Here is a 26472-nt window from a genome sequence, read left to right on the forward strand (position 1 = left end):
TTACTGTGACTTCCGTCAAATTTTGCAACAAATGGCGAAAATAGATCATATAAACCAGCAAATATTGCGCGAGATGTCCCGCGATGGCCGCATCAGCAATCTGCAACTGGCCGACCGGGTCGGCCTGTCGCCCTCGGCCTGTCTGCGCCGGGTGCAGGATCTGGAGCGCGCGGGCATCATCACCGGCTATCGCGCGGTGCTGGATCGCCAGGCGATGGGGGTCGGCTTCGTCACCTATATCGGCGTTGGGCTGGGGGAGCATACCAAAGACGCGCAGATGGCGTTTGAACGGGCAATGGATGAGGCACCTGAGGTGGTGGAATGCCACAATATTACCGGCACCATCGAATACCTGCTGCGGGTCGAATGCCCGGATTTGCCCAGCTACAAACGGTTTCATACTGATGTATTGGGAACCTCGCCTTATGTGACGGCGATCACCACTTATGTTGTGATGGGGTCGTCCAAAGATCTGCGTGCCTGAGTGTGGCGCATGGCTGTTTTTGAGTATTTTCGGCAAAAAGAAACATTTGGCTCCAGGGCGCCATAATTCTCGTTGCTAAAAATACTCATCTTGCCCCGCTGCGACATAGACCTTCGTTGAGGTGAGTGGGGATGACGTCGCCGTCGCCGTCTGCTTTGGCGAGGTTGCCGCTTATCGCTGGCGGATTTGGTCTGGCTAGGGCGCAGGCAGCAGCGCCTGTGTCGCAATCTCGGGCGAGGCTAGCACCGGGACGTCAGTCTGTATCATCCCGGCCGCCCCTGCCATCGAGGCCTGCGCCAGAACCACGCAGCCATAGCGCTGCTGCGTCAGTGCCTGTTCAATGTCCGCGGCCAGAGCCTGATTGAAGCTGGCCGTCTGGCCGGCCTCAAACAGCGGCCAATGCGGTGCCAGTTGCAGGCAGGTCAACTGAGGGTCAGAGCGGCCAAAGGCACGCCGCAGCAGCGCTTGGGAGGGCTGCGCCGTGCTGTCGAGGCAATAGGCCAGCAACACCGGCCCACCGATCAATGCGGCCTGCATCATCATCGGCCAGTCGATGCGGATGGCGCCGGCCGCCTCGGCCACCGGGCCGATGGTGGTGCAGCTGCACAGAACCGGCGCCTCAGCCGCCTTGACTGCGGCGGCAATTTCTGCGGCCAGTCTGTCGTCAATTCCGTTTTGGGCGCGCGCCAGCCAGTCCGGGCGCACCACATGATGCAGGTCGGCTTGCGGCGCCAGCCTGTCAAAGGTGGCGCAATGCACCTTGGCAGTGTGCAGAAGGGTCAGATCGGTCATGTGGTTGGGGTCCCTTGCGGTGCGTGCAAGCACGCACCCTACATTGATCAGACTGGACTGCGGTGAGGCAGTCTAGCCACCTGATATCAGCTCGGACTGGGCGACGATAACCTCGGCCTGTTTGATGCTGGCAATATCCACCAGGCGACCCTTGTAGACGGTGGCGCCTTCGCCCTTGGCCTTGGCGGTCTCCATCGCAGCCAGGATCTCGCGGGCTTCGATGACGGCAGCATCGGAGGGGGTGAAGACCTCGTTTGCCAGCGCGATCTGCCTGGGGTGGATGGCCCATTTTCCGACCATGCCCAAAGTGGCCGAGCGCAGCGCCTGGGCGCGGAAGCCTTCGTCATCGGAGAAATCGCCAAAGGGGCCGTCCACCGGCAGCACGCCGTGGGTGCGGCAGGCGGCAACGATGGCGACCTGTGCCCAGTGCCAGGGGTCGGACCAGTGTTTTTGACCTTCGTGCAGCATATAGTAGTTTTCCTGGGTGCCGCCGATGCCGGTGGTCTGCATGCCCATCGAGGCGGCAAAATCCGCGGCGCCGAGGCTCATCGCCTGCAGCCGGGGCGAGGCGGCGGCGATCTCTTCCACATGGGCAATGCCCGCCGCCGATTCGATGATTACCTCAAACGAGATCGGTTTTGTCCGACCCTTGGCGCGCTCAACCGCGGTGACCAGTGCATCCACCGCATAGACATCGGCGGCACAGCCCACTTTGGGGATCATGATCTGATCCAGCCGGTCGCCGGCCTGTTCCAGCAGATCCACCACGTCGCGGTACCAATAGGGCGTGTCCAGCCCGTTGATCCGCACCGACAGGTATTTATTGCCCCAGTCGATGCTGTTCAGCGCCTCGATCACATTGGCGCGGGCGCTGTCCTTGTCCGAAGGGGCGACCGAATCTTCGAGGTCGAGATTGATCACATCCGCAGCCGAGGCGGCCATCTTGGGGAACAGTTTGGTGTTTGAGCCGGGGCCAAACAGCTGGCAGCGATTGGGGCGGGCCGGGGCAGTGGGCTGGATGCGAAAGCTCATATGCGAGTCACCTGTTTGGGTAAGGAAATTGCTATTTTTTCCTTATCTGTGGTATTAAATTGCGTGACGACGCGCAAGTCTTATTGTGCGGCTGCAGCATTGCCGGTGCAGCAACCGTCGCTCTTTCCGGTGACGGCGCAAGGATCAGTGGATTGGCTTTCTGTATTCGAAGATTCTTCGATGAAATTGAGTATTGATAGGAGGAATATGCGTTTAACGTGGGGCGGCACGGATAAAATGGGACCGTTTCGCGTCGCGGCTCGCCTAAAGTCGCGCTCAAAGTGAAATTCCATGGAGTGCCCCGAGATGATCGAGACCCCTTATCTGCTGTTCCTGGGTGATGCGCCCGATATGCTGGCCGCCAAGGTGGCCATTGGCATCAAAGACTGGCGCCCGGAGAATGCTGTGGCACAGTTCCGCCTGCCGGGCTGCGGCGCTGATCTTGGCCTTGCCGACATGAAGCTGGCCGAAGCAAAAGCGGCCGGTGCCAAGACGCTGGTGATTGGGGTGGCCAACCGCGGTGGGGTGATCTCGGCGGCCTGGAAAGAGGTGCTGATCGAGGCGCTGGAAATGGGCTATGATCTGGCCTCGGGGCTGCACAACCTGCTGCGCGACGAGGGCGACCTGGTGGCGGCGGCGCAGACCCATGGTGGCACTCTGCATGACGTGCGGGTGCCGACGGTTGGGTATCCAATTGCCAATGGCGTCAAGCGGACCGGCAAGCGCTGTCTGGCGATTGGCACCGATTGTTCGGTGGGCAAGATGTATACTGCGCTGTCGATTGATGCAGAGATGCAGGCGCGGGGTCTGAAGTCGACCTTTCGGGCCACCGGACAGACCGGTATTCTGATCACCGGTCACGGGGTGCCATTGGATGCGGTGATTGCCGATTTCATGGCCGGTTCGGTGGAATATCTGACACCTGACAATGAGGCCGATCACTGGGATCACATCGAGGGACAGGGCAGCCTGTTCCATGTGTCTTATTCCGGGGTGACCATGGCGCTGGTGCATGGCGGTCAGCCGGATGCGCTGATCCTGTGTCACGAGCCGACCCGGGCGCATATGCGGGGATTGCCGGGCTATGATCTGCCAACGCTGGAGCGTCTGCGCGACACTGCGCTGCCGCTGGCGCAGGTGGCCAATCCGGCCTGCCAGGTTGTTGGCATCTCGATCAACACGCAGCATCTGAGTGAGGAAGAGGCGGTGGCCTATCTGGCGGAGGTTGAGGCGCGCATGGGTCTGCCTGCGGTGGATCCGTTCCGTCATGGTGCGGGCCGTCTGGTGGACGCGCTGGGCGCGATCTGATCTAACACCGCTGCCGGAGGGCTGCCGATAGGGCGGCGCCTCCGGCGGAGGTATTTTTAACAAGAAGAAGGGGTAGGGCATGCGGATCACCGTGACGCGGGATGTGTTCAAGCTGGCGCAGGTTTTCACAATTTCACGCGGCTCGCGCACTGAGGCCAAGGTGCTGACGGTGACGGTTGAGCAGGGTGGGTTTACCGGCTGGGGCGAATGTGTGCCCTATGCGCGCTACGATGAAACGCTGGACTCTGTGACAGCGGAGATCGAGGGTCTGCCCGGTGATTTCACCCGCGCCGAGCTGCAATCGCTGCTGCCTACGGGCGCGGCGCGCAATGCGGTGGACTGTGCACTGTGGGATCTGGAGGCCAAGCAGGCCGGCAAGCGGGTTTGGGAACTGGCTGGACTGGCTGCGCCGGGACCGGAGGTTACCGCCTATACCCTATCGCTGGATACCCCGGAAAGGATGCAGGCGCAGGCGGCTGAGAATGCCTTTCGGCCCTTGCTGAAGATCAAGCTGGGCACCGCCGATGATATGCCGCGGCTGGAAGCGGTGCGGGCTGGTGCGCCGCAGTCGTCAATCATTATTGATGCCAACGAGGGCTGGTCAGCCGAAGTCTATGCCGATCTGGCGCCGCATCTGCTGCGTCTGGGGGTTGAGCTGGTGGAGCAGCCGCTGCCTGCTGGCGAAGATGAGGCGCTGATTGGTATGGATCGCCCGGTGCCGGTCTGTGCTGATGAGAGCTGTCATGACCGCGAGAGCCTGCCCAAGCTGGCCGGTAAATACGATGTGGTGAACATCAAGCTGGACAAGACCGGCGGGCTGACCGAGGCGCTGAAGCTGCGCGATGCGGCGCTGGCGCAGGGCTATCGGGTGATGGTCGGCTGCATGGTTGGATCGTCGCTGGCAATGGCGCCGGCCACACTGGTGGCACAGGGTATGGCGGTCACCGACCTTGACGGGCCGCTGCTGCTGGCCGAAGACCGGGATGAAGCTTTGAAATTTGATGGTGCCGGTGTGCACCCACCCAGTGCAAAGCTCTGGGGGTAAGGAGAATAAAATGACCCGTACCGTATATGTAAACGGCGATTACCTGCCGGAGACCGAGGCCAAGGTCTCAATTTTTGACCGTGGTTTTCTGATGGCCGATGGCGTCTATGAGGTGACCTCGGTGCTGGACGGCAAGCTGATCGACTTTGACGGTCACGCGGTGCGGCTGGCGCGCTCGCTGGACGAGTTGGAGATGCAGGCGGCCTGCTCTAAGGACGAGCTGCTGGAGATCCACCGTGAGCTGGTCACGCGCAATGGCATTGTCGAGGGTCTGGTCTATCTGCAGATCACCCGTGGCAGCGACGGCGACCGGGATTTTGTGTTTCCGGACCCCGAGACCACCAAGCCGACCATCGTGTTGTTCACCCAGAACAAGCCGAATTTGGCGGATAATCCGGCTGCCAAGAAAGGCGCCAAGATCATCTCGATCGCCGATATCCGCTGGGGCCGCCGCGACATCAAGACGGTGCAGTTGCTGTATCCCTCGATGGGCAAGATGATGGCCAAGAAAGCGGGCTGTGATGATGCCTGGCTGATCGAGGATGGCTATGTCACCGAGGGCACCAGCAACAATGCCTATTACGTCAAGGATGGCACCATTGTCACCCGGCCGCTGTCCAGCGATATTCTGCACGGCATCACCCGCAAGGCGGTGCTGCGCATTGCGGCTGAGGCGCAGTTGAAGATCGAAGAGCGTCTGTTCACCATTGATGAGGCGAAGCAGGCGGATGAAGCCTTCACCACTTCGGCCAGCGCCTTTGTGATGCCGGTGGTTGAGATCGACGGCGTGCAACTGGGCGACGGCACTCCGGGGCCAATCGCCAAGCGCCTGCGCGAGATCTATCTGGACGAAAGCCGCAAGGCGGCGATCTGAGCCAGCAGAAAGTGACCTGCCCCGGGATCACCGGGGTAGGCGTGGCCCCTGGTGTCAGCTCTTGTCGGTGACGTTCTGTTTGAAGGCGACGTCGAATTCGGCCTGTTTTTGCGGGCTGGCGTCGGTTTGATGGTTGGCTTTCCACTCGTCCATGCTCATGCCATAAAAAATCTCGCGGGCCTGGGTCTTGTCCATCTCGATGCCGCGCTCGTTTGCGGCTTCCTGGTACCAGCGCGACAGGCAGTTGCGGCAGAAACCGGCCAGATTCATTAGGTCGATGTTCTGCGCGTCGGTGCGGTCTTCCATCAGGTGTTTCTGCAGGCGGCGGAAGGCGGCGGCCTGGAGTTCAATCTCGGTCTGCGGATCCATCGTGCTGTTCCTTCAAAACAAATACTCCGTCTGCGTGAGTAGCAAGCGGCGGGCGGTGGCACAATGCGCAGATGGGCATGCGTCGGTGGGCTACATCAGTTTCAGCGCAACGTAGGGTGTCAGGCAGAACACAAAGGTCAGGATCTTGTAGGTGGCGATGTAGTTGAAATAGGATTTTTTGACTTCGCCAGTTTCCATGTTGAACATGCCCCCGTGCAGGGCGGCAAGTTTCTCGCGTCCGGCCAGCAAAATCAACGCGGTGATGGTCAGGAAGCCGATGTTCAAAACAGTCATCCAGCCGAAAAATGTGGTCAATGTTGCAAGGGTCATACGCCCATCCTTTCGAAATAACTCATGGTAAGCCCGTGTCTGAGAATATGGGGATACGGGGCCTGCCCCGCAATGAGCTGTGTCAATACGCCCAGGTCCATTGACGATGTAAGATGCAATCAAACACCGGAGCTGGCCAATGCGCGGGGCAGGGCCTGGGCCAGCCGCTCGGCCCAGGCAACCTGGCCTTTGGGCTCGGCGATCAGGTCGTTGCGCAGCTCGATCAGTGTGTTGGGACGCCCATGCGCCGAGGCATGGGTGTCGATGGCATCGCCGGGCAGGTAGCCGATGTAGGGCTCGTTGACGCCGACAGGGGCCTCGGTGTGGGGTTCCAACTGCTCGACCACATGCGGTGAAAACGGCTCATTGTTTGGAAACAGGATGCCGATTTCCCAGGGGCGTTGCGGTCTGCCGCGCAATTGCGGCGTGAAGGAATGCATCGAGATGATCACCACGTTATCCCGTGCCGCCAGTGCCTTGAGCGCGCCGTGGTAGGGGCGATAGCAATGCTGCAGCCGTTGCTCGCGCTGATCCGCATTGGCATGGCGGTTGCCGGGAATGATAGTGCCGTCATACAGTTTCATCAGCAGGGTGGGGTCGTCCTCGCCGCGGTTGGGGTCAATCACCAATCGTGAGAAATTCGAGGCAATTACCGGCGCATCCAGCATCTCACCCAAATGTCTGGATACCTCATAGGCGCCGACGTCATAGGCGATGTGGCGTTCCATATCGTCGCGGGGCAGGCCGAGGTCGCCGCCGTTGACGAACGGCGGCACCACATTGGTGGCGTGATCGCAGGTGATCAGCCAGCGGGCGGGCCGGTCAGCGCCGTGAATAAAGTAGGGTGTATATGTCATTTGCCTGTCATCCCTTTTGTTGCATCTATAGGGGAGTTGCAGCAAAAGGGGAATTGCGCGATAAGCGGCCCAGCACTGTTTGCGATAACATTTTCCAAATCCGAAGGAACCGCCCCTATGAGACGTCAGCGCAATGTGAAGATTGTTGCCACCCTTGGGCCGGCCTCGGAGAGCTACGAAACCATTAGGGCGCTGCATGAAGCTGGCGCCGATGTGTTCCGTCTGAATATGTCACACGGCAGCCATGAGGAGATCGCCGAGAAACACGCGATTATCCGGCGGATTGAGACTGAGCTGGACAGCCCGATCTGCATTCTGGCGGATCTGCAGGGACCAAAGTTGCGGGTTGGGGTGTTTGCCAATGGCTCGGAAGAGCTGGAGATTGGCGCCAAGTTCCGCATGGATCTGGACCCGGAAGAGGGCGATCTGAACCGCGTCTGCCTGCCTCACCCTGAGATTTTCCAGGCCCTGGAGGCCGGCGCCCACCTGCTGGTCAATGATGGCAAGATCCGTCTGGTTGTGGACAGCTGCGGCGACGATTTCGCCGATTGCACTGTTGAAATTGGCGGCACCATATCGAACCGCAAGGGCGTCAATGTGCCGGATGTGGAACTGCCGCTGGCGGCGCTGTCCGAAAAGGACCGCAATGATCTGGAGTTCGTCTGTAATCTGGGCGTTGACTGGCTGGCTCTGTCCTTTGTGCAGCGTGCCAAGGACGTGTTTGAGGCGCGGGCGCTGGCTGATGGCCGGGCGGCCATTCTGAGCAAGATCGAAAAGCCCTCGGCGGTTGAGAAATTCACCGAGATTCTGGATGCCTCGGATGGTATTATGGTGGCGCGTGGCGATCTGGGGGTTGAGCTGCCGGTATCCGCGGTGCCACCAATCCAGAAACGTCTGGTGCTGCAGTGCCGGGCCGCTGCCAAACCGGTGATTGTGGCCACTCAGATGCTGGAAAGCATGATCGAAAGCCCGATGCCGACCCGTGCCGAAGTGTCGGATGTCGCAACGGCGATCTACGAGGGTGCTGATGCGGTGATGCTCAGCGCAGAATCTGCCGCCGGTGATTATCCCATCGAAGCGGTGCAAACGATGAATGATGTCGCCATCGAAGTAGAGGCGGATCCGAACTACACCCTGATCATCGCGGCCTCGCGCTCTGCCAAGGGCAGCACCATTGCCGATGGCATTGTGGCTGCAGCGCGGGAGATTGCGGAAAAAACCGACGTCAAGGCAATCTGCTGTTTCACCCAGAGCGGCACCACCGCGCTGTTGACAGCGCGTGAACGTCCCGGGGTGCCGATCCTGGCGCTGACCTCGGTGCCGCGGACCGCCCGTCGTCTGGCGCTAAGCTGGGGCTGCAACTGTGTCATGACGCCTGAACGGGACCGGTTCAAAGGCGCGGTGGTCAGTGCCGCCCGGGCGGCGCGGGCTGGTGGCTTTGCAACTGAGACGGATCAGATCGTGGTCACTGCCGGGGTGCCGTTCAATGTGCCGGGCACCACAAATATTCTGCGGGTTGCCCCCTGCGATGAACGTTTGATTTATAGCACCGACCCGGAATAAGCTGATCCTCGTTTAACGAGGTGAGCCTTATGGATCCTGATGTGGCCCTGATACTTGGGTTGGTGATTGGCGGTTTTTCTATTCCGTCTATCTTATCTGCGATGAGCGACCGAAGGCCAGCCCGGGCTTCGGCGCTGACAATCCTGCTGGCCTTTGGCCTGGTGCTCTATGCGCTGGTGACCAAATCCGGCGGCTACCAGTTGGATCAGATCCCGGATGTGTTTTTCGCGGTTCTGGGCCGTTATTTCTGAGAATCAACTTGCCCTTGGCGCCACGCTTTCGTAAAGGGCAGGTCTGATCGCGTGACCGGCCGAATGTGGCATGCCGTGTTGCGTGAAAACCGAACCCGAACCATAGGAGCCGGAAATGCCCAAAATGAAGACCAAGTCGAGTGCTAAGAAGCGCTTTAAAATCACTGCGACAGGCAAAGTCCTGGGCGGTCAGGCCGGCAAACGCCACGGCATGATCAAACGCAGCCGTAAATTCATCCGCAATGCTCGTGGCACTACCGCCCTCTCAGCACCTGATGCGAAAATCATCAAGGGCTTCATGCCCTACGACCGTTAAGAGGAGTTTGAGCTATGTCCCGCGTAAAAGGTGGTGTCAAAACCCACGCCCGTCACCGGAAAATCGTCAAGGCAGCCAAAGGTTACTATGGCCGCCGCAAAAGTGTCTTTAAGGTTGCCACACAGGCCGTCGATAAGGCCAACCAATACGCAACCCGTGACCGGAAGAATCGTAAGCGTAACTTCCGCGCCCTGTGGATCCAGCGTATCAATGCTGCCGTTCGCGCCCATGACGAAGCCCTGACATACAGCCGCTTCATCAATGGCCTGAACCTGGCCGGCATCGAAGTTGACCGTAAGGTTCTGGCTGATCTGGCCGTACAAGAGCCCGCAGCATTTGCTGCCATTGTACGTCAGGCACAGTCTGCCCTGGCCGCTTAAACGCCAATTGCACACTGACAGATTTAAGGCCGCTCCATCCGGGGCGGCCTTTTTTTGTTAATGGCGCGCCACTGGCACGTCGGGTGAGGCGACAGGCCCAATAGCGCAAGGCCTTTGGTCATTCAGGGTGCGAGGCCGGCAATTTACCACATGCGCGGCTTGGCGTAGTCAGCATAACCGCTGTCATAGGTCTCGGCGGCAAAATCGGATTTTTGTTCCTTGATGAATTGCCCCGCCGAGGGCACCTGATCGCTGTCGTCTGCGCCGCTCCACAGCTTGGATCGCAGAATCGCCTTGGCGCATTGGAAATACATCTCGGTGATGGTGATCACGGTTACGGTGGCGGGCAGGATGTCTTTGCGCGCAAAATGCGCGCGACAGGGTTCATCTGCCGTGAGGATGGCGCTGCCGTTGATGCGCACCACATTGTTGCAGCCGGGTACCAGAAACATCAGGCTGACCCGGTTGTCGCGTATGATATTGCGCAGGCAGTCGATGCGGTTGTTGCCGCGCCAGTCGGGCAGCCAAAGTGTCTTGTCGTCGGCAATGTGGACCACCGCGCCATCGTCGCCGCGCGGGCTGGCATCGGTGCCTTCGGGGCCAACGGTGGGCAGCACTGTGAACCGCGACGCATTGATCCACTGGCGATACAGCGGGGTCATCCGCTGCACCACTTTGGTCAGTGACGCCGGAACCGGATCGCTATAGTGGGTTTCCAAAGTCTCTATATCAGTGATTGGCGTCATAATCGGCCCTCCTGCCGGCGTCTTGTTGCGCTCATCTGTGCGAAACCTGAGCGTATTGCGCCAAAAGGGCAAGCCGTCTGCCCGCGCAGGGGCGTATATCGGGCACAGTGACGCACAGTGGCGCACAGAGCGCTCTGGGATACTTGCTTTCACCAGCGGCTGTGATAGCAGGGCCTTAGCAAAATTCAGGGGACCGTCATGGACGATCTTAAGTCAAAATATCTAAGCCAAATTGCCGGTGCCGCTGATGAAAGCGCGCTGGAGACCATTCGGGTCGCCGCCGTTGGCAAAAAAGGCGAAGTGGCGCTGAAGATGCGCGAGCTGGGCAAGATGACGCCCGAGGAGCGCCAGCTGGCCGGCCCGGCGCTGAACGCGCTCAAGGGTGAGATCAACTCGGCCCTGATCGCCAAAAAGGCCGGTTTGGCTGATGCGGCGCTGGATGAGCGGCTGCGCACCGAATGGCTGGACGTCACTCTGCCGACCCGCGCCAGTCGCGTCGGCACCCTGCATCCGGTCAGTCAGGCCCAGGAAGAGCTGACGGCGATCTTTGCCGAGCTGGGCTTTTCCGTCGCCGAGGGGGCGCGGGTTGAAACCGACTGGTATAACTTTGACGCGCTGAACATCCCCGGCCACCACCCGGCCCGGGCTGAGATGGACACGTTTTATATGCACCGTGCCGAGGGCGACGACCGCCCACCGCATGTGCTGCGCACCCATACCTCGCCGGTGCAGATCCGCTCGATGGAGAAGATGGGCGCACCGCTGCGCATCATCTGTCCCGGTGGCGTCTACCGCGCTGACTATGACCAGACCCACACGCCGATGTTCCATCAGGTCGAAGGTCTGGCGCTGGACACCGACATTTCGATGGCCAACCTGAAATGGACGCTGGAGGAGTTTGTCAAAAGCTTCTTTGAGCTGGACGATATCGAGCTGCGTTTCCGCGCCTCGCATTTCCCCTTCACCGAGCCCTCGGCTGAGGTGGATATTCGCTGCAGCTGGAAAGACGGAACGCTAAAGATCGGCGAAGGCGACGACTGGATGGAGATCCTCGGCTCTGGCATGGTCCACCCCAAGGTTATCGCCGCCGGTGGCATCGACCCGGATGTCTATCAGGGCTTTGCATTCGGCATTGGCATCGACCGGTTGGCGATGCTGAAATACGGCATCCCAGATTTGCGCGCCTTCTTTGACAGCGACCTGCGCTGGCTGCGCCATTACGGCTTCCAGTGTCTGGACATGCCGAGCCTGCATGGTGGTTTGAGCAGGTGAAAGCAACGATCGTTGCAGCCCTCGAACGAATTGCAACCCGCAAAAATAGTGCCGGAGCAGGCGCATTTGGAGCTACGGCACTTTTGAGTAAGTTCTTTGGAATTTCACTTGTGGCTCATAGTTCAGGCGGCGTAATTTTGACCGCTGGTTCGGGATATATTGCTGGAACTTTTATTTCGGCTTTTGTCGTGTCGGCCTTCTGGATCCTTTTGCCAATTGCTGTGATTGTTGGCGGAGTAATTTGGTTCAGAAAACAACTTACCAATGCTCTTCGAGCCCTTGGAACTCGCTTGGTTAGCAGGAGAAAATAACATGAAATTCACTCTTTCCTGGCTGAAAGATCACCTCGACACTGATGCATCAGTGGACGAAATCGCCGAGACTCTGACCGATCTGGGGCTGGAAGTCGAAGACATCAGCAACCCAGGCGATCGGCTCAAGGATTTTACCCTGGGCTATGTCACATCGGCCGAAAAACACCCGGATGCCGACAAGCTGCGGATCTGCAAGGTGGATACCGATGACGGCGAGCTGCAGATCATCTGTGGCGCACCAAACGCCCGTGAAGGTATCACCGTGGTGGTGTGCAAGCCGGGCATGTATATTCCGGGGCTGGATATCACCATTGGCATCGGCAAGATCCGCGGCGTCGAGAGCTATGGCATGATGGCATCCGAGCGCGAGCTGGAACTGTCGGACGAACATGATGGCATCATCGAGCTGCCCTCAGGCGAAGTGGGCAACAGGTTCATCGACTGGCTGGCCGAAAATGACCCCTCCAAGGTGGATACGGTGATCGAGATCGCCATCACTCCGAACCGCCCGGATGCGCTGGGTATTCACGGTATTGCCCGCGATCTGGCGGCGCGTGGTCTGGGCAAGCTGAAGACACCTGATTTCACCCCGGTCGAAGGCAGCTTTGCCAGCCCGATCAAGGTCAGCATCGATGAGGATACGCTGGACGGTTGTCCGCATTTCACCGGGCGGCTGATCAAGGGTGTGCAGAATGGTTCCAGCCCGCAGTGGCTTCAGGATCGTCTGACCGCGATTGGCTTGCGGCCGATCTCTAAACTGGTGGATATCACCAACTTCTTTACCTATGACCAAAACCGCCCGCTGCATGTGTTTGACGCGGCTAAGGTGCAGGGCGATCTGCGGGTGCATCGCGCTTCGGGCGGCGAAGTGCTGATGGCGCTGGACGACAAGGAATACACGCTGGTCGAAGGCCAGATGGTGATTTCCGATGAGGCTGGCGCCGAAAGCATCGCTGGCATCATGGGGGGGCTGGCCACGGGCTGCACCGAGGACACCGTAGATGTGTTCCTGGAAAGCGCCTTTTGGGATCACATCCAGATTGCTCTGGCCGGGCGGGCGCTGAAGATCAATTCCGATGCGCGCTATCGCTTTGAGCGCGGCGTCGACCCGGAGTTCACCCTGGAGGGGCTGGAACTGGCGACCCAGATGATCCTGGATCTCTGCGGTGGTGAGGCCTCGGATGTGGTGAGTGCCGGGCAGGCGCCGAACCATGCGCGTGCCTACAAGCTGAACGCCGCCCGGGTGCGGTCGCTGGTGGGGATGGATATCCCCGAAAGTGAGCAGCGCCAGACCCTGACCCGTCTTGGTTTCCGTCTGGAAGGCAATCAGGCGCATGTGCCCAGCTGGCGCCCCGACGTTCAGGGCGAGGCGGATCTGGTCGAAGAAGTCGCCCGTATCGCCTCGCTGACCAAATTGCAGGGCAAGCCGTTGAAGCGGCTGAGTGATGGTATTCCCAAGCCGGTGATGACCGCGCAGCAGCGCCGCCAGCAGATGGCGCGCCGCACCTGTGCCGCATTGGGCTACAACGAGGTGATCAGCTATACTTTCATCGACCAGCCCTCGGCGGCGCTGTTTGGCGGTGGCACCGATGCCACCATGCTGGCCAACCCGATCTCGTCTGAGATGTCGCATCTGCGGCCGACGCTGTTGCCCGGTCTGTTGCAGGCGGCGGCGCGCAATCAGGCGCGCGGCTATATGGATCTGGCCCTGTTTGAGGTTGGTCCCGTCTTTCACGGCGGCGAGCCGGGCGAGCAGCACAATCTGATTACCGGCCTGCTGGTGGGGCGCAATGGCCCCAAGGATGTGCATGGCGAGTCGCGGCCCGTGAACCTGTTCGACGCCAAATCCGATATCGAGGCGGTTCTGGCCGCAATCGGGGCGCCTGCCAAGGTGCAGGTGCTGCGCGGCGCGCCGGGCTGGTGGCATCCGGGGCGGCACGGCAAGATCTGTCTGGGTCCGAAGAAAGTCATGGGTGTCTTTGGCGAGCTGCACCCCAAGGTGCTGGCTGAGATGGGCATCAAGGGGGCTGCGATGGCCTTTACCATCTGGCCTGATGAAATCCCCATGCCGCGCAAATCCGGGGCCTCCCGCGGGGCGCTGAAGCAGAGTGATCTGCAGGCGGTTGAACGGGATTTTGCCTTTGTGGTGGATGACAGTGTCGAGGCGCTGACCCTGGTCAATGCGGCCGCCGGTGCCGACAAGGCGCTGATCACAGATGTGCGGGTGTTCGATGAATTCATCGGTGGATCCTTGGGCGAGGGCAAGAAATCTCTGGCCATCACCGTGCGCCTGCAGCCGACGGATAAGACGCTGAAGGATAAGGACATCGAGGCGGTGAGCGACAAGATCGTGGCCAAGGTGACCAAAGCCACCGGCGGTGTTTTGCGCTACTCAGTAAGATTTTGAAAACGCGCTCCGATTTGGGGCGCGTTTTTTTGTGCTTTGATGCAGAGGCTGTCGGAATGTGACACAAGGCCCGTGCCTGACCTTGGGGAGGTGCAAAGCGCCTTCCCGTGGGGAAGGTCAGGCGCGGGCCGTGCTGCTACGCACCACCGCCCAAAAGGTGTAGGTTTGGTTTTTCAGCCCTTTGACAGAAAGTCAGCCAGCGTATCAAACACCAGCCGGATACGACGGCTGGTGTGCAGCTCGCGGTGGGTGGTCAGCCAGAGCGGGAACACGATGGGTTCCATTTCCGGCAAGACTCGTTCTACCTGAGGATCTTGCGCCGCCACCTGATCTGACATCGGCGCGATGCCAAACCCCTGTTTGACAAATTCCCAGGCCACCACGCCGCTTTGTGATCCCAGCCGGAAATTGTCGGCGCTCAGGTGAATGCCCATCGGGGTCAGAAATTCTATCATCTGATCCGGTTCGCCAAAGCTGACAAAATCATGGGCACTCAGATCGGCAAAGCTTGTGGGACGGCCATGGGCGTCGAGATAACACGGCGCCGCATAGAAATGGGCGCTGTCGTTGCGTATCAGCCGGGCGATCAGCTCGGGCTGCTCGGGGCGAATATGGCGAATGGCAATGTCGGCCTCGCGGCGTTGCAGATCCCGAATGTCATTGGCGGCGACAATTTCGACCCGCAGCTTGGGGGCCAGTTGCCGCAAATGGTGCAGCACCGGCGGCAGCAGATAGGCCGAATAGACCTCGCTGGCGGTAATCCTGACCTCGCCCTCGATCGACTGTGATTGCCCCGAAGCGGTCAGTGCAATGCCACTGGCGGCGGTGCCCATGCTGCGGCTGTGCTCCAGCAGCTCCAGCCCGGCGGGGGTCAGCTCCAGTGCCCGGCCGATGCGCTCAAACAACAGCACTTCCAGATCCTGCTCCAGTGCCGCCACCTGACGGCTTAGGGTCGGCTGGGTCAGGCCCAGGTTGCGGGCCGCTGCCGACAGAGAGCCCTGCTCGGCGGTGGCAAGGAAGGCGCGGACATGGTTCCAGTCAAAGGTCTTTGGCGGGTTGCTCATGCGTATATGTATAAGCGTATTGCGAATTTCGGCAATTCCTATCGCATTGTCGTATGGATAGGTTGGCTGCAAAGGAGACATACCATGCAACAAACGACCAAGTTCTGGGATGGCATTGCCGAGAAATACGCCAAGCGGCCGATTTCTGACATGGCGGCCTATGAATATACCCTGGGGCGCACGCGGTCCTATTTAGGCCCCGAGGATCAGGTGCTGGAGCTGGGCTGTGGCACGGGCTCGACCGCGCTGTCGCTGGCCGACGCGGTGGCGCAGTACACCGCCAGTGATATTTCAGGCAGCATGATCGCAGTGGGCCGGGGCAAGGCCGAAGCGCAAAATGCGGATACCCTGAATTTTGTGCAGGCCGGTGTGAGCGAGGTTCCAACCGGTCGCTATGATGCGGTACTGGCTTTTAACCTGCTGCATCTGATCGAAGATCTGGACGGTGCGCTGAGCCATATTCACACTCTGCTGAAGCCCGGCGGGCTGTTGATCTCCAAAAGCTTTTGTCGCCCGCAGGGCGGGGCTTCGTGGAGCTATCGGTTGATGCGGCTGATCTTGCCGCTGGCGCAGATGCTGGGCAAGGCGCCCTATGTCGCTTTTATGTCGATTGCAGAGCTGGAGGCCGCGATGACCCGGGCCGGCTTTGACATCATCGAGACCGGCAATTACCCGGCCAACCCGCCCAATCGTTATCTGGTTGCTCGGCGGCGCTGATGTGGTGGACGAATGCCCCGGGCTGGTGGATACTGTGATCTGTCCGCCAAGCCCGGAACCGCTTTGGTCGGGTGGATGGATAGAATAAGGGGCTAAACATATGACTTTGAAAGTTTATCTTTCGGGAGAGATCCACTCGGATTGGCGCGAGCAGATTCTTGAGGGGGCTGCGTCTTTGGATGTGACGTTCAACAGCCCGATTACCCATCACCAGTCCAGTGATGATTGTGGTGTGCGTATCTTGGGCGCTGAAAGCGACAAATACTGGCATGACCACAAGGGCGCGATGGTCAATGCGATCCGCACCCGCAAGGGCATTAGTGATGCCGATGTGGTGGTGGTGCGCTTTGGCGACAAGTATAAACAGTGGAATGCGGCCTTTGATGCCGGTTTTGCTGCGGCGCTGGGAAAATCGTTGATCGTGTTGCACGGTCCAGACCATCAGCACGCCTTGAAAGAGGTGGATGCGGCGGCGCTGGCGGTGGCCGAAGAGCCGGCACAGGTGGTGGAAATCCTGCGCTATGTGCTGAGCGGTGAGCTGCCGGGATGATGCCACCGGTGTTGAAAACCGATCGTCTGATCCTGCGCCCGCACCGGGTGGAGGATTGGGACGATGTGGCGGCAATGTGGGCGGACCCCGAGGTGGTGCGCCATGTCACCGGAGTGCCCTCGTCCCGGCCGGAATCCTGGGGGCGGTTGCTGCGCTATATTGGCCATTGGCAGGCCCTTGGCTTTGGCTATTGGGTGGTCGAGGCCCGCGATGATGGTCGCTTTCTGGGCGAGGTCGGATTTGCCGATTACCGGCGCGACATTACGCCGAGCCTGGGCGGAGTGCCCGAGACAGGCTGGGTGTTCACCCTGGCAGCACATGGGCAGGGATATGCCAGTGAGGCGGTGCAGCGGATGCATCAATGGGCGGATCAGGTGAAAGGCTGGCGCGAGACAGTTTGCATCTTTGACCCTGAGCATATCGTGTCGCAGCATGTTGCCCGAAAGACGGGGTACCAGATCAGCGGAGAGGCGTTGTGCATGGGGCAGCCGACTTTGGTGATGCGGCGCGTTTCAAGTGTTGATTGATTCTGGCTTTGGATATGTAGCTTATGCGGGAGTTCAATTGTCCGTTAACCGGATTGGGTGTATTGTGTAGACCATAGGCCCGATGTGCCACTTTATGTGATGCGGATTTACCTTGATACAGAGCTGAATTTATTATGCAAAACCGCCGTGCCCCAGCTGTTGCGATTACCCCGGCCAGAGAAGATACCGGTCTGTTCAAAAAGGGTATTGTGCGGCTTCAGGTGGATTTGGTGCCACATAAGGCGCGCTCTAGCCGTGGCGATCTGGTTGTTAAAGGGTTCTTTCAGCAGAATACCCAGCTTGATGTCATCTTTGCCGGCCGACGGGCGATGGAAACTGCGCCGCTTGAGTTTTGCCTGGAGCGCATCTTCTCGAACGCTATTCGTGTAGCGACCAGAAATCAGGTTCAGACAAATATCGACAATATCCGTTTTCCGGTACAGGTTGACGGAACTTGGCGGCCGCATTTCCTGCGCGATATGTCCGGCTGGGAAACCCGCAGCTATCAGTTTCTGGTGGCGCAGTGGTCGTTTACGGACGAGACGGGAAAAGAGGTCGCGTTCGGCGAACTGCCTGTCGATCGGTAAAACGGGCGGTAGTGCGCCCCTACGTTGCGGCAGGGGCGCGCTATTTTAGGCTTGTTTGTGGATTTCCACAGTATGCGGGTAGGGGATCGAGATGCCGTTGCTGTCAAACGCTTCTTTGACCGCTTGGATCATGGCGAATTTCAACTCCCAGTAATCATCGGCGTTGCACCAGATCTTTGCTGTCAGATCGACCGAACTGTCGCCCAGATTGGTGACCCGGACCCAGGGCTCTGGATCCTTCAGCACGCGGCTGTCGGCATTGGCCAGTTGCAGAATGATGTCCTTGGCTTTGTTGGCATCGTCGCCATAATCAATGCCAAATACCATATCAACGCGGCGGGTGTCATGGTGTGAGTAGTTGGTGATCACCGAGCCCCAGGCCTGACCGTTGGGGATGATGATCTGCACGTTATCGGGGGTGGCCAGTTCGGTGATGAACAGGTTCAGATCCTGGACCGTGCCAGCCGCACCGCCGATGTCAACGTATTGGCCCAGCTTGTAGGGGCGGAACAGCACCAGCATAAAGCCGGCAGCCAGATTGCCGAGAGTGCCCTGCAGCGCCAGTCCGATGGCCAGCGTCGCGGCGCCCATCATCGCCACCAGGCTGGTGGCCTGGATGCCAAAGATGCCCAGAACCGCGATCAGAACAACAGCTTTTAGTGTCCAGCGGATGATGCTGGCGATAAAGTTTCCCAGGGTGGGGTCAATTTCAGGGGTGGCGTTGATGCGCTTGCGGATGGCCCGGCTGATCATGCCTGTAGCCATCCAGCCTAGGATCAGCACCGCCAGGGCCTTGAGGCCGTTCAGGGCCACCGGCCAATAGGCAAAACCCTGCTCTACAATCTGTTCCATCAAAAACTCTCCGTTTGTCAATTTGAAACGTCTTAACGCCCAAATGCCCACAGTGTGCAGGCATTCCCCAACGGAAAGTCAATTTTGAGGGAATGCTTTGTGGGTGATGCGCATTTCGGCAACAGGGCGGGCCTGGAATGCCGGTCCGAGCGGCTGGAAGGACCGGCCCTGCCAGCTGAAAAGGCAGGGCCGGTGATGTTGGATTTAGTGTTTGACGGCTACGCTGGGTGACACGACGTCGATGCCCAGTGCCTTGCCCACTGCGTAATAGGTCAACTGGCCAGCGTGGACATTCAAACCGTTCAGCAAATGCGCATCGTCGATGCAAGCCTGACGCCAGCCTTTGCCGGCCAGGGCCAGCATGAAGGGCATGGTGGCATTGCCCAATGCGATGGTCGAGGTGCGGGCAACCGCGCCGGGCATATTGGCGACGCAATAGTGCATGATGCCATCCACGTCATAGATCGGATCGCCATGGGTGGTGGCCTTTGAGGTCTCAAAACAGCCGCCCTGATCAATGGCAACGTCAACGATGGCGGCGCCGGGCTTCATTTCGCTGAGCTGCGCGCGGCTGATCAGTTTTGGCGCCGCAGCCCCAGGGATCAGCACCGCGCCGATGACCATATCGGCCTGACGCACCAGATCAAGGGTGGCTCCGGCAGTGGAATACTGATTTTTGAAGTCGCGGCCAAACACATCGTCAAGATACTTCAACCGGGCCAGCGAGCGGTCAAGAACCGTCACATCAGCGCCCATGCCAGCGGCAATTTTGGCGGCATGGGTGCCGACGACACCGCCGCCGATCACCACAACACGGGCCGGAGCCACGCCGGGCACCCCGCCCATCAATACGCCACGGCCACCATTGGCCTTTTGCAGGGTCCAGGCACCGACCTGCGGCGCCAGCCGACCCGCAACTTCGGACATCGGCGACAGCAGTGGCAAGCCGCCGCGATCATCGGTAACGGTTTCATAGGCAATGGCGGTGCAGCCCGATTCCAGCAGATCGTGGGTTTGCTCGGGGTCCGGTGCCAGGTGCAGATAGGTGAACAGCAACTGGCCCTCGCGCAGCATCTTGCGCTCACCGGGCTGGGGCTCTTTGACCTTGACGATCATGTCCGCAGTGGCAAAGATTTCCTCGGCGGTGGCGATGATGTTTGCGCCTGCGGTGGCATAGTCAGCGTCGGAAAAGCCAGATCCCATGCCGGCCCCTTGCTGGATCAGCACCTGATGGCCTTGAATGACCGCTTCGCGGGCGGCGTCGGGCGTCATGCCAACGCGGAATTCCTGTGGTTTGATCTCTGTGGGGCAGCCGATTTTCATTGTGTATCCTCCAAAAACTTATGTGGAGGATACAGGCGCATCATTGGTGTTTGCTGCTTTATTGAGCGAAATAAAAACCTATGATTCGAAGAATCTGCGCCTATAAGGCATAAACCAAGCAAGGATCTTCGCCAAAATGTCACTAGATCAAACGGATCGTCGCATCCTTACGGTGTTGCAAAAACAGGGGCGGATTTCCAATGCGGACCTGAGCGAGCTGGTGAACCTGTCGGCCTCGGCCTGTCACCGCAGGGTGCAACGTCTAGAGAGCGACGGCTATATCCGCAACTACGTGGCGCTGCTGGATGCCCGCAAGATGCAGGTGCCCAGCACGGTTTTTGTCGAGATCACCCTGTCTGGGCAGGCGGATGAGGTGCTGGATGCCTTTGAGCGGGCGGTGGCGCGGATCCCGGATGTGCTGGAGTGCCATCTGATGGCTGGATCGGCGGATTACCTGCTTAAGGTGGTGTCTGAAAACACCGATGACTTTGCCCGTATTCACCGGCAACATCTGGCCCGGCTGCCGGGGGTGGCGCAGATGCAAAGCTCGTTTGCGCTGCGGACCGTTTTCAAAACCACAGCCTTGCCGGTTTAGACGATGCCCGGCTTTGCCGGGCTGCGCCATTGTCACCGCATCATATCAGGCTGTTACCCTGCGAGAAGATATGTTTTGATGGCGCAAACAAGCGGGGACAGGCATGGGTTGGGATTACATTATCGTTGGCGCGGGCAGTGCGGGTTGCGTGCTGGCCAAACGGCTGAGCGAAGCCGGGCATCGGGTGTTGTTGCTGGAGGCGGGTGGTAAGGATAATTACCACTGGGTGCATATCCCGATGGGCTATCTGTATTGCATCGGCAATCCGCGCACCGACTGGATGTATCATACTGCCGAGGAGGCAGGGCTGAACGGCCGCTCGCTGATCTATCCGCGGGGTAAGGTGCTGGGCGGCTGTTCGTCGATCAACGGGATGCTGTACCTGCGCGGCCAGGCGGCGGATTATGATGGCTGGCGGCAACGGGGCAATCCGGGCTGGGGCTGGGACGATGTGCTGCCCTATTTCAAGAAATCCGAGGATTACGTCGAAGGCCCCTCTGAGATGCACGGGGCGGGCGGCGAATGGCGGGTCGAGAATCAGCGGTTGCACTGGGATGTACTGGATCATTGGTCAGAGGCGGCGCAGGCCTGGGGCTTGCCGCATGTCAGTGATTTCAACACCGGCAACAACGAAGGCGTCGGCTATTTCCGGGTCAACCAGCGCGGTGGCTGGCGGATGAACACCGCCAAGGCCTTCTTGCGCACCACCACCGGCGAGAACCTGAAGGTTGAGACTCAGGCGCATACCCGGCGGGTGCTGATCGAAGAGGGTCGCGCGGTTGGTGTGGAATATGAGCAGGGCGGCCAGGTAAAGGTGGCGCGGGCCAAGGGTGAGGTGATCCTGTCGGCGGGGGCCATCAACTCGCCGCAGATTCTGCAACTGTCGGGGCTGGGGCCGGGTGATTTGCTGCAAAAGCACGGCGTTGAAGTGCGGCGCGACATTGCGGCGATTGGCGGCAACCTGCAAGACCATTTGCAACTGCGCTGTGCCTGGCGGCTGACCGGCGCCAAGACATTGAACACCCTGGCCAACTCGCTGTGGGGCAAGGCCAAGATCGGGATGGAATATGCGTTCAAGCGATCCGGGCCAATGTCGATGGCGCCCAGCCAACTGGGGGCGTTTTCACGCTCGCGTCCCGATCTGGAAACACCGGATCTGGAATATCACGTGCAGCCGCTGACGCTGGAGGCCTTTGGCCAGCCGTTGCACGACTATCCGGGCCTGACCGCCAGTGTCTGCAACCTGCGACCTGAAAGCCGGGGAACGGTGCAGATCACCTCACCGGATGCCAGGGTCGCACCACGGATTGCGCCCAACTATCTGTCCACCGAAGGCGATAAGCAGGTTGCGGTGGCGGCGATCCGGCAGGCGCGCCAGATTATCGCTCAGGGACCAATGCAACGCTATGCGCCGCAGGAGATCAAACCGGGGGTGGCCTCGGACACCGAGGCGGATTTGCTGCAGGCAGCGGGGGATGTTGGCACCACTATTTTCCATCCGACCTGTACGGTGCATATGGGGCCGGACGACTCTGCGCCGCTGGATGCTGAATTGCTCCTGCGCGGGGTGTCGGGGCTGCGGGTGGTGGATGCCAGCGTGATGCCGGTGATCACCAGCGGCAACACCAATGCGCCAACCATCATGATTGCAGAGAAAGCCGCCGATATGATCCTGAGGGCGGCCCGCTAGCCAAGAGGGCGGGCCTTGCCTGAAAATTGAAACGGTTTCACCAAATCCGGCGCCAATGGCGATGCCGGGGTGCTTTCGGGTTGATACTCGGGCGTTTTCCGGTTTCCCTAGAGCAATACCCCAAACCCGGTGATGCCCGAAATCCGAGCCGCCCATGTTGCTTAAAGGAGCCTTTCTGTGACCCGTGAAGATGACAGTACCACCATGGCCTGGCTGGAAGACGAACTGCAGGACATGCTGGATGAGGGGATCGAGGTTGAATCCGCTGAACCGATGCTGTCGATGGAGCTGCGCAAGATTTACCGCGCCCAACATCCCGAGATGCTGGACCGACAGGTGTATTTTCGCAATCTGCTGCGACTTCAGGCTGAATTGATCAAGCTGCAGGACTGGGTGGTCGAGACCGGCGCCAAGGTGCTGGTGATCATGGAGGGACGCGATGCGGCGGGCAAGGGCGGTGTGATCAAGCGGATCACTCAGCGGCTGAACCCACGGGTGGCGCGGGTTGTCGCCCTGCCGGCCCCCAGCCGTCGTGAGCAGAGCCAGTGGTATTTTCAGCGCTATGTGCCTTATCTGCCATCTGGCGGTGAGATCGTGCTGTTTGACCGTTCGTGGTACAACCGGGCCGGTGTCGAACGGGTGATGGGCTTTGCCGACGATGATCAGGTTGAAACTTTTTTCAAGGATGTTCCCGAATTTGAACGGATGCTGGTGCGGTCAAACACCATCGTGTTGAAATACTGGTTTTCGATCACCGACGAAGAACAGCAGCTGCGATTCATGATGCGAATCCATGATCCGATGAAACAGTGGAAACTGTCGCCGATGGATCTGGAGAGCCGGGTGCGATGGGAAAAATATACCGAGGCCAAGGAAGACATGCTGGCGCGCACCAACATTCCCGAGGCGCCCTGGTATGTTGTTGAGGGCAACGATAAAAAGCGCGAACGGCTGAACTGTATCGAGCATCTGTTGTCGCAGATTCCCTATTCGGATGTGGCCAGCGAAAAGGTCAGCCTGCCGGATCGTGAGTATAATCCCAAGTATGAACGCCAGGTTTTACCGGACGAGCTATATGTGCCGAAAGTCTATTGAGGCGAAGGTTTGGTGCGTGCCAGCACGCACCCTACAGCCCCCCGAACCCGACAGCGTCGCCGTCAAAATTGGAAACTGAAACCCCGCCATAAAAACCGGACCAACTGGTTGCGGTGGGTGTTTCAGCCGTTGCTGTTACTGGGGCGAGTTCTGCGATAGCGCAGGATGAAAATTGAAATGTCATAGAGAATCCGATATTATATATTGGCCTTATAGGACGTTGTTGGTGAAAGATCCGGGGCAAATACTCGGGGCTAAGATATTGATATATAAGTGCTTAATATGCGCCTGAAAGGTCAAGTGAAGGCAGCTGAGTCCAGTGCCGGGACAGCAAATTTGGTGCGACTGGAACATCACAGCTGGTGTGTCGGGTCTGCAAAACCGAAATGCTTGGGTGCGACTCGACACGGTGGTCTTCAACGAGCCGCAAGGTTGGCGCGGTGAGAAAAAACTCCCGAAGCGGCCGCTGCCTTGATCAAAAGATCAAGGCGAGGCGGAGTTGGCTTAAGCGTCCGCTTCGGGAGGTGGGGCGACGAAACGAGGGCATCATTCACCCCAGGCAGACGCAGGCGGGGGACCTTGCCACTGCTGATGGAATCACCTTAACGTGCTTTTGGGTTATTGTATACAGCCAATGCGTGTACTTACGAAGCCCTGGCGGACGCCAGTTGAGCCGTTCCGGGGTCTGAGAGTGATGAAATCCGGGGGCGGAAATGACAAACCCCCGCGGCCGGGGCCTCGGGGGTCGTCTAAACGTCTTTGTGGGTTACTTCCGGTTGCCCGGCAATCACTCACAATAAGTGCAGTCCAAAGCTGGACGGATTGATTTACATCATCCCTTCGCGCTGGGCTTTCTTACGGGCCAATTTACGGGCCCGACGGATCGCTTCAGCTTTTTCGCGTGCTTTTTTCTCGGACGGTTTCTCGAAATGTTGCTTGAGCTTCATTTCGCGGAATACGCCTTCACGCTGCAGCTTTTTCTTCAGGGCACGAAGCGCCTGATCGACATTGTTGTCGCGAACACTAACCTGCATGTGGTTTTCACCACCTTTCTAAGTTGAGTTGCAAGGATTTGCAGGAAGGGGCGCTATAGCAAAGCATGGTCAGTTTGTCTAGTACTGGGGCCAGGCACGGTGTGGTGTAGCGCAAGCGGGGAGATGCAGGATGAAGACCGAGCAGGCAGAGACGCAGGATGCCACCAAGGATGCGCTGTTGGATGCGGCGCTGTTGCATGTGCCGTTTGACGGTTGGAGTGAGGCGACATTTCATGCGGCCTGTCAGGATACCGGGGTGGACCGGGTGCTGGCGCGGGCGGTTTTTCCGCGTGGGGCGGTGGATCTGGCGCTGGCCTATCATGCCCGGGGTGATGCCTTGATGGTGCAACGCCTAAAGGTGGAGGATCTGACCGGGTTGCGGTTTCGCGACAAGATTGCCGCCGCCATTCGGTTCCGGCTGGAAGCGGTGGATGACAAAGAGGCGGTGCGGCGTGGCACCACCATGCTGACCTTGCCGCAATATGCCGGCGATGGGGCGCGGGCGATCTGGGGCACAGTTGATACGATCTGGACGGCGCTGGGCGACCGCTCGGATGACATAAACTGGTACACCAAACGGGCGTCCCTGTCGGCGGTCTACACCGCGACGGTGCTGTATTGGCTGGGCGATGACAGTCTGGAGCATCAGGCCAGCTGGGGTTTCCTGAATCGGCGGATCGACAATGTGATGCAGTTTGAAAAACTGAAAGCACAGGTGCAGGGTAATCCCCTGTTGAAGCCGTTTCTGGCCGGGCCGAACTGGTTGGCGGATCAGATCAAGCCGCCCACCAAAGCCGCCGACAACCTGCCGGGATCCCTGACCCGGCGTCGCTGATCACAGGGGCATAATCACTGGCCTTTTCTGGCCTTTTCTGGCCGGGGCTCCCGCCCGTTGGCGGGCATGGCCATGCCCGCCTCCCGTTGGGCATGGCGCCGTGCTGCGCACGGCGCGGCCCGGCGCGGTGGCGGGCTGGGCGATCGCTTGCGGTGGGATCATCGTTTGCAGGTCTGCGCTGGGATGCTAGGCATAGGGCAAACGAAAGGATCCCGGATGAGTGAGATGATGCGCGCCGTTGAGATTTCCACCCCTGGTGGCCCAGATGTATTGCAACTGACCGAGAGGCCGGTTCCGGTGCCCGGGCATGGTCAGCTGCTGATCAAGGTGGCTTATGCGGGGGTCAACCGACCGGATGCCCTGCAACGGGCCGGGGCTTATGCGCCGCCCCCCGGAGCCAGCGACCTGCCGGGGCTTGAGGCCTCGGGCGAGGTGGTGGCTGTGGGGGGCGGTGTGACTGAGTTTGGGCCGGGGGATCTGGTCTGCGGCTTGCTGCCCGGTGGCGGTTACGCCGAATATGTGGCGACTCCGGCGGCGCACTGCCTGCCCATTCCCAAAGGGCTGGATCTGAAGCAGGCGGCTTGCCTGCCCGAGACATATTTCACTGTCTGGTCGAATGTATTCAGCCGTGGCGGCTTGCAGGCCGGAGAGCGATTTCTGGTGCATGGTGGATCAAGCGGCATCGGCACCACGGCGATCCAGCTGGCCAATGTTCTGGGTGCGCGGGTGTTTACCACTGCCGGGTCGGATGAGAAATGTCAGGCCTGTCTGGATCTGGGGGCTGAGCGGGCGATCAATTACCGCAATGAGGATTTTGTCGAGGTGCTGCGGGCGCAGGGCGGTGCCGACCTGATTTTGGATATGGTGGGCGGTGATTACATTCCGCGCAACATCAAGACGCTGGCAGATGACGGACGCCTGGTGCAGATCGCCTTTCTGAGCGGAGCCAAGGTCGAGCTGAACTTTGCCCAGATCATGATGCGGCGGCTGACGGTGACCGGATCAACCCTGCGGCCGCAAAGTGATCTGGCCAAGGCGCGGATTGCCGACGAACTGCGCCATCTGGTCTGGCCGCTGATCGAGGCGGGGCGGATTGCGCCGGTGATGGACCGCGAGTTTGCACTTGCCGATGCGGCGTCGGCGCATGCAAGGATGGAAAGCTCGGGTCATATTGGCAAAATGGTGCTGAAGGTGGCGGGCTAGCCGTATTTGCGGCCAAGACATCCCGGCCCTGGCCACTCGGAAGTGGCAAGGGCCGGTGAT

At 59.6% G+C, this 26472-nt stretch carries 31 protein-coding genes; 21 read left to right on the forward strand and 10 right to left on the reverse strand.

Translation table 11 applies throughout. The annotated features are described in order from the left end of the window. Window positions 1–31 precede the first annotated feature (31 nt). Entirely contained in the window at window positions 32–484 is a 453-nt protein-coding gene (locus QPJ95_RS09690) for an Lrp/AsnC family transcriptional regulator (RefSeq protein ID WP_270919228.1), read from the forward strand. Window positions 485–679: 195 nt separating this feature from the next. On the opposite strand, the gene QPJ95_RS09695 is transcribed toward QPJ95_RS09690, so the two are convergent. Beyond that, window positions 680–1276 (reverse strand): hypothetical protein, encoded by a 597-nt coding sequence (locus QPJ95_RS09695; RefSeq protein ID WP_270919227.1) that lies wholly within the window; start codon window positions 1274–1276, stop codon window positions 680–682. A gap of 72 nt (window positions 1277–1348) precedes the next feature. Beyond that, a complete protein-coding gene (locus QPJ95_RS09700; RefSeq protein WP_270919226.1) occupies window positions 1349–2308 on the reverse strand; it encodes an L-malyl-CoA/beta-methylmalyl-CoA lyase in 960 nt (319 codons plus the stop codon). 15 nt (window positions 2309–2323) lie between these two features. Between QPJ95_RS09700 and QPJ95_RS09705 the strand changes: the two genes are divergently transcribed. The 4 genes from QPJ95_RS09705 (at window position 2324) to QPJ95_RS09720 (ending at window position 5535) form a co-directional block, all read left to right on the forward strand. Then, the gene (locus QPJ95_RS09705; RefSeq protein WP_270919225.1) at window positions 2324–2593 is read left to right on the forward strand and encodes a hypothetical protein; all 270 of its coding nucleotides are present in this window, start codon (window positions 2324–2326) and stop codon (window positions 2591–2593) included. 21 nt (window positions 2594–2614) lie between these two features. After that, window positions 2615–3616, forward strand: a complete 1002-nt coding sequence (gene dgcN / locus QPJ95_RS09710; RefSeq protein WP_270919224.1) for an N-acetyltransferase DgcN — start codon at window positions 2615–2617, stop codon at window positions 3614–3616. 79 nt (window positions 3617–3695) lie between these two features. Continuing rightward, window positions 3696–4661 (forward strand): N-acetyl-D-Glu racemase DgcA, encoded by a 966-nt coding sequence (gene dgcA, locus QPJ95_RS09715; RefSeq protein ID WP_270919223.1) that lies wholly within the window; start codon window positions 3696–3698, stop codon window positions 4659–4661. A gap of 10 nt (window positions 4662–4671) precedes the next feature. Continuing rightward, window positions 4672–5535 (forward strand): D-amino-acid transaminase, encoded by an 864-nt coding sequence (locus QPJ95_RS09720; protein WP_270919222.1) that lies wholly within the window; start codon window positions 4672–4674, stop codon window positions 5533–5535. 54 nt (window positions 5536–5589) lie between these two features. Here QPJ95_RS09720 and QPJ95_RS09725 read toward each other — a convergent pair whose 3' ends face one another. The 3 genes from QPJ95_RS09725 to QPJ95_RS09735 all read right to left on the reverse strand — a co-directional run bounded on the left by QPJ95_RS09725 (window position 5590) and on the right by QPJ95_RS09735 (window position 7091). Further along, window positions 5590–5904: a DUF1244 domain-containing protein gene (locus QPJ95_RS09725; protein WP_270919221.1), complete on the reverse strand. Its 315-nt coding sequence runs from the start codon at window positions 5902–5904 to the stop codon at window positions 5590–5592. Between the two features lie 90 nt (window positions 5905–5994). After that, a complete protein-coding gene (locus QPJ95_RS09730; RefSeq protein WP_270919220.1) occupies window positions 5995–6234 on the reverse strand; it encodes a DUF6868 family protein in 240 nt (79 codons plus the stop codon). A gap of 119 nt (window positions 6235–6353) precedes the next feature. After that, complete coding sequence (locus tag QPJ95_RS09735; protein ID WP_270919219.1) at window positions 6354–7091, reverse strand: N-formylglutamate amidohydrolase; 738 nt, start codon at window positions 7089–7091, stop codon at window positions 6354–6356. 117 nt (window positions 7092–7208) lie between these two features. Here QPJ95_RS09735 and pyk point away from each other — a divergent pair, with 117 nt between their 5' ends. The 4 genes from pyk to rplT all read left to right on the forward strand — a co-directional run bounded on the left by pyk (window position 7209) and on the right by rplT (window position 9601). Next, complete coding sequence (gene pyk, locus QPJ95_RS09740) at window positions 7209–8654, forward strand: pyruvate kinase (RefSeq protein WP_270919218.1); 1446 nt, start codon at window positions 7209–7211, stop codon at window positions 8652–8654. A 29-nt stretch (window positions 8655–8683) separates the two neighbouring features. Beyond that, window positions 8684–8905: a hypothetical protein gene (locus QPJ95_RS09745; protein ID WP_270919217.1), complete on the forward strand. Its 222-nt coding sequence runs from the start codon at window positions 8684–8686 to the stop codon at window positions 8903–8905. Window positions 8906–9020: 115 nt separating this feature from the next. After that, the gene (gene rpmI, locus QPJ95_RS09750; RefSeq protein WP_270919216.1) at window positions 9021–9221 is read left to right on the forward strand and encodes a 50S ribosomal protein L35; all 201 of its coding nucleotides are present in this window, start codon (window positions 9021–9023) and stop codon (window positions 9219–9221) included. A gap of 14 nt (window positions 9222–9235) precedes the next feature. After that, window positions 9236–9601, forward strand: a complete 366-nt coding sequence (gene rplT / locus QPJ95_RS09755) for a 50S ribosomal protein L20 (RefSeq protein ID WP_270919215.1) — start codon at window positions 9236–9238, stop codon at window positions 9599–9601. 143 nt (window positions 9602–9744) lie between these two features. On the opposite strand, the gene QPJ95_RS09760 is transcribed toward rplT, so the two are convergent. After that, window positions 9745–10347, reverse strand: coding sequence for a pyridoxamine 5'-phosphate oxidase family protein (locus tag QPJ95_RS09760; RefSeq protein ID WP_270919214.1), 603 nt, complete (start codon window positions 10345–10347; stop codon window positions 9745–9747). Between the two features lie 198 nt (window positions 10348–10545). Between QPJ95_RS09760 and pheS the strand changes: the two genes are divergently transcribed. From pheS to pheT, 3 genes are read left to right on the forward strand one after another with little or no spacing between them, the layout of a single operon-like run. Beyond that, a complete protein-coding gene (gene pheS, locus QPJ95_RS09765; RefSeq protein WP_270919213.1) occupies window positions 10546–11619 on the forward strand; it encodes a phenylalanine--tRNA ligase subunit alpha in 1074 nt (357 codons plus the stop codon). Further along, window positions 11616–11930, forward strand: coding sequence for a hypothetical protein (locus tag QPJ95_RS09770; RefSeq protein ID WP_270919212.1), 315 nt, complete (start codon window positions 11616–11618; stop codon window positions 11928–11930). Before pheS ends, QPJ95_RS09770 begins: the two co-directional genes overlap by 4 nt. A 1-nt stretch (window position 11931) precedes the next feature. Further along, window positions 11932–14340: a phenylalanine--tRNA ligase subunit beta gene (gene pheT, locus QPJ95_RS09775; RefSeq protein WP_270919211.1), complete on the forward strand. Its 2409-nt coding sequence runs from the start codon at window positions 11932–11934 to the stop codon at window positions 14338–14340. 173 nt (window positions 14341–14513) lie between these two features. Here pheT and QPJ95_RS09780 read toward each other — a convergent pair whose 3' ends face one another. Next, a complete protein-coding gene (locus QPJ95_RS09780; RefSeq protein ID WP_270919210.1) occupies window positions 14514–15404 on the reverse strand; it encodes a LysR family transcriptional regulator in 891 nt (296 codons plus the stop codon). An 84-nt stretch (window positions 15405–15488) separates the two neighbouring features. On the opposite strand from QPJ95_RS09780, the gene QPJ95_RS09785 reads away from it, so the two are divergent. The 4 genes from QPJ95_RS09785 to QPJ95_RS09800 all read left to right on the forward strand — a co-directional run bounded on the left by QPJ95_RS09785 (window position 15489) and on the right by QPJ95_RS09800 (window position 17785). Then, entirely contained in the window at window positions 15489–16121 is a 633-nt protein-coding gene (locus QPJ95_RS09785; RefSeq protein WP_270919209.1) for a class I SAM-dependent methyltransferase, read from the forward strand. A 100-nt stretch (window positions 16122–16221) separates the two neighbouring features. After that, window positions 16222–16671: a YtoQ family protein gene (locus QPJ95_RS09790; protein WP_270919208.1), complete on the forward strand. Its 450-nt coding sequence runs from the start codon at window positions 16222–16224 to the stop codon at window positions 16669–16671. Next, window positions 16668–17198 carry a GNAT family N-acetyltransferase gene (locus QPJ95_RS09795; protein WP_270919207.1) on the forward strand — a complete coding sequence of 177 codons (531 nt, stop codon included), beginning with the start codon at window positions 16668–16670 and terminating at the stop codon, window positions 17196–17198. The genes QPJ95_RS09790 and QPJ95_RS09795 overlap by 4 nt, the downstream gene beginning before the upstream one ends. A 134-nt stretch (window positions 17199–17332) precedes the next feature. Then, complete coding sequence (locus QPJ95_RS09800; RefSeq protein ID WP_270919206.1) at window positions 17333–17785, forward strand: hypothetical protein; 453 nt, start codon at window positions 17333–17335, stop codon at window positions 17783–17785. Window positions 17786–17830: 45 nt separating this feature from the next. On the opposite strand, the gene QPJ95_RS09805 is transcribed toward QPJ95_RS09800, so the two are convergent. Together QPJ95_RS09805 and ald are read right to left on the reverse strand one after the other, a co-directional pair. Further along, on the reverse strand, window positions 17831–18637 hold the full coding sequence (locus QPJ95_RS09805) for a mechanosensitive ion channel family protein (RefSeq protein ID WP_270919205.1): 807 nt from the start codon (window positions 18635–18637) through the stop codon (window positions 17831–17833). Window positions 18638–18841: 204 nt separating this feature from the next. After that, window positions 18842–19960, reverse strand: a complete 1119-nt coding sequence (ald, locus tag QPJ95_RS09810) for an alanine dehydrogenase (protein ID WP_270919204.1) — start codon at window positions 19958–19960, stop codon at window positions 18842–18844. Between the two features lie 136 nt (window positions 19961–20096). Here ald and QPJ95_RS09815 point away from each other — a divergent pair, with 136 nt between their 5' ends. From QPJ95_RS09815 to ppk2, 3 genes are all read left to right on the forward strand, one after another. Then, a complete protein-coding gene (locus QPJ95_RS09815) occupies window positions 20097–20555 on the forward strand; it encodes an Lrp/AsnC family transcriptional regulator (protein WP_270919203.1) in 459 nt (152 codons plus the stop codon). A 103-nt stretch (window positions 20556–20658) separates the two neighbouring features. Continuing rightward, window positions 20659–22245, forward strand: coding sequence for a GMC family oxidoreductase (locus tag QPJ95_RS09820; RefSeq protein WP_270919202.1), 1587 nt, complete (start codon window positions 20659–20661; stop codon window positions 22243–22245). Window positions 22246–22449: 204 nt separating this feature from the next. After that, a complete protein-coding gene (ppk2, locus tag QPJ95_RS09825; RefSeq protein ID WP_390923802.1) occupies window positions 22450–23340 on the forward strand; it encodes a polyphosphate kinase 2 in 891 nt (296 codons plus the stop codon). An 827-nt stretch (window positions 23341–24167) separates the two neighbouring features. On the opposite strand, the gene rpsU is transcribed toward ppk2, so the two are convergent. Then, a complete protein-coding gene (gene rpsU / locus QPJ95_RS09830) occupies window positions 24168–24374 on the reverse strand; it encodes a 30S ribosomal protein S21 (RefSeq protein ID WP_007118112.1) in 207 nt (68 codons plus the stop codon). Between the two features lie 130 nt (window positions 24375–24504). Here rpsU and QPJ95_RS09835 point away from each other — a divergent pair, with 130 nt between their 5' ends. Together QPJ95_RS09835 and QPJ95_RS09840 are read left to right on the forward strand one after the other, a co-directional pair. Further along, entirely contained in the window at window positions 24505–25209 is a 705-nt protein-coding gene (locus QPJ95_RS09835) for a COQ9 family protein (RefSeq protein ID WP_270919200.1), read from the forward strand. A 216-nt stretch (window positions 25210–25425) separates the two neighbouring features. Beyond that, window positions 25426–26412, forward strand: a complete 987-nt coding sequence (locus tag QPJ95_RS09840; RefSeq protein ID WP_270919199.1) for an NAD(P)H-quinone oxidoreductase — start codon at window positions 25426–25428, stop codon at window positions 26410–26412. Window positions 26413–26472: the final 60 nt, after the last annotated feature.

Origin of the sequence: Parasedimentitalea psychrophila (assembly GCF_030285785.1) — a bacterium.
Lineage (GTDB): Bacteria > Pseudomonadota > Alphaproteobacteria > Rhodobacterales > Rhodobacteraceae > Parasedimentitalea > Parasedimentitalea psychrophila.

Excerpts from the sequence above, each read along its gene's own strand:
- QPJ95_RS09690 (WP_270919228.1), top strand. The coding sequence starts at position 32 with ATGGCGAAAATAGATCATATAAACCAGCAAATATTGCGCGAGATGTCC.
- QPJ95_RS09695 (WP_270919227.1), bottom strand. The coding sequence starts at position 1,276 with ATGACCGATCTGACCCTTCTGCACACTGCCAAGGTGCATTGCGCCACC.
- QPJ95_RS09700 (WP_270919226.1), bottom strand. The coding sequence starts at position 2,308 with ATGAGCTTTCGCATCCAGCCCACTGCCCCGGCCCGCCCCAATCGCTGC.
- dgcN (WP_270919224.1), top strand. The coding sequence starts at position 2,615 with ATGATCGAGACCCCTTATCTGCTGTTCCTGGGTGATGCGCCCGATATG.
- dgcA (WP_270919223.1), top strand. The coding sequence starts at position 3,696 with ATGCGGATCACCGTGACGCGGGATGTGTTCAAGCTGGCGCAGGTTTTC.
- QPJ95_RS09720 (WP_270919222.1), top strand. The coding sequence starts at position 4,672 with ATGACCCGTACCGTATATGTAAACGGCGATTACCTGCCGGAGACCGAG.
- QPJ95_RS09725 (WP_270919221.1), bottom strand. The coding sequence starts at position 5,904 with ATGGATCCGCAGACCGAGATTGAACTCCAGGCCGCCGCCTTCCGCCGC.
- QPJ95_RS09730 (WP_270919220.1), bottom strand. The coding sequence starts at position 6,234 with ATGACCCTTGCAACATTGACCACATTTTTCGGCTGGATGACTGTTTTG.
- QPJ95_RS09735 (WP_270919219.1), bottom strand. The coding sequence starts at position 7,091 with ATGACATATACACCCTACTTTATTCACGGCGCTGACCGGCCCGCCCGC.
- pyk (WP_270919218.1), top strand. The coding sequence starts at position 7,209 with ATGAGACGTCAGCGCAATGTGAAGATTGTTGCCACCCTTGGGCCGGCC.
- QPJ95_RS09745 (WP_270919217.1), top strand. The coding sequence starts at position 8,684 with ATGGATCCTGATGTGGCCCTGATACTTGGGTTGGTGATTGGCGGTTTT.
- rpmI (WP_270919216.1), top strand. The coding sequence starts at position 9,021 with ATGCCCAAAATGAAGACCAAGTCGAGTGCTAAGAAGCGCTTTAAAATC.
- rplT (WP_270919215.1), top strand. The coding sequence starts at position 9,236 with ATGTCCCGCGTAAAAGGTGGTGTCAAAACCCACGCCCGTCACCGGAAA.
- QPJ95_RS09760 (WP_270919214.1), bottom strand. The coding sequence starts at position 10,347 with ATGACGCCAATCACTGATATAGAGACTTTGGAAACCCACTATAGCGAT.
- pheS (WP_270919213.1), top strand. The coding sequence starts at position 10,546 with ATGGACGATCTTAAGTCAAAATATCTAAGCCAAATTGCCGGTGCCGCT.
- pheT (WP_270919211.1), top strand. The coding sequence starts at position 11,932 with ATGAAATTCACTCTTTCCTGGCTGAAAGATCACCTCGACACTGATGCA.
- QPJ95_RS09780 (WP_270919210.1), bottom strand. The coding sequence starts at position 15,404 with ATGAGCAACCCGCCAAAGACCTTTGACTGGAACCATGTCCGCGCCTTC.
- QPJ95_RS09785 (WP_270919209.1), top strand. The coding sequence starts at position 15,489 with ATGCAACAAACGACCAAGTTCTGGGATGGCATTGCCGAGAAATACGCC.
- QPJ95_RS09790 (WP_270919208.1), top strand. The coding sequence starts at position 16,222 with ATGACTTTGAAAGTTTATCTTTCGGGAGAGATCCACTCGGATTGGCGC.
- QPJ95_RS09795 (WP_270919207.1), top strand. The coding sequence starts at position 16,668 with ATGATGCCACCGGTGTTGAAAACCGATCGTCTGATCCTGCGCCCGCAC.
- QPJ95_RS09800 (WP_270919206.1), top strand. The coding sequence starts at position 17,333 with ATGCAAAACCGCCGTGCCCCAGCTGTTGCGATTACCCCGGCCAGAGAA.
- QPJ95_RS09805 (WP_270919205.1), bottom strand. The coding sequence starts at position 18,637 with ATGGAACAGATTGTAGAGCAGGGTTTTGCCTATTGGCCGGTGGCCCTG.
- ald (WP_270919204.1), bottom strand. The coding sequence starts at position 19,960 with ATGAAAATCGGCTGCCCCACAGAGATCAAACCACAGGAATTCCGCGTT.
- QPJ95_RS09815 (WP_270919203.1), top strand. The coding sequence starts at position 20,097 with ATGTCACTAGATCAAACGGATCGTCGCATCCTTACGGTGTTGCAAAAA.
- QPJ95_RS09820 (WP_270919202.1), top strand. The coding sequence starts at position 20,659 with ATGGGTTGGGATTACATTATCGTTGGCGCGGGCAGTGCGGGTTGCGTG.
- ppk2 (WP_390923802.1), top strand. The coding sequence starts at position 22,450 with ATGGCCTGGCTGGAAGACGAACTGCAGGACATGCTGGATGAGGGGATC.
- rpsU (WP_007118112.1), bottom strand. The coding sequence starts at position 24,374 with ATGCAGGTTAGTGTTCGCGACAACAATGTCGATCAGGCGCTTCGTGCC.
- QPJ95_RS09835 (WP_270919200.1), top strand. The coding sequence starts at position 24,505 with ATGAAGACCGAGCAGGCAGAGACGCAGGATGCCACCAAGGATGCGCTG.
- QPJ95_RS09840 (WP_270919199.1), top strand. The coding sequence starts at position 25,426 with ATGAGTGAGATGATGCGCGCCGTTGAGATTTCCACCCCTGGTGGCCCA.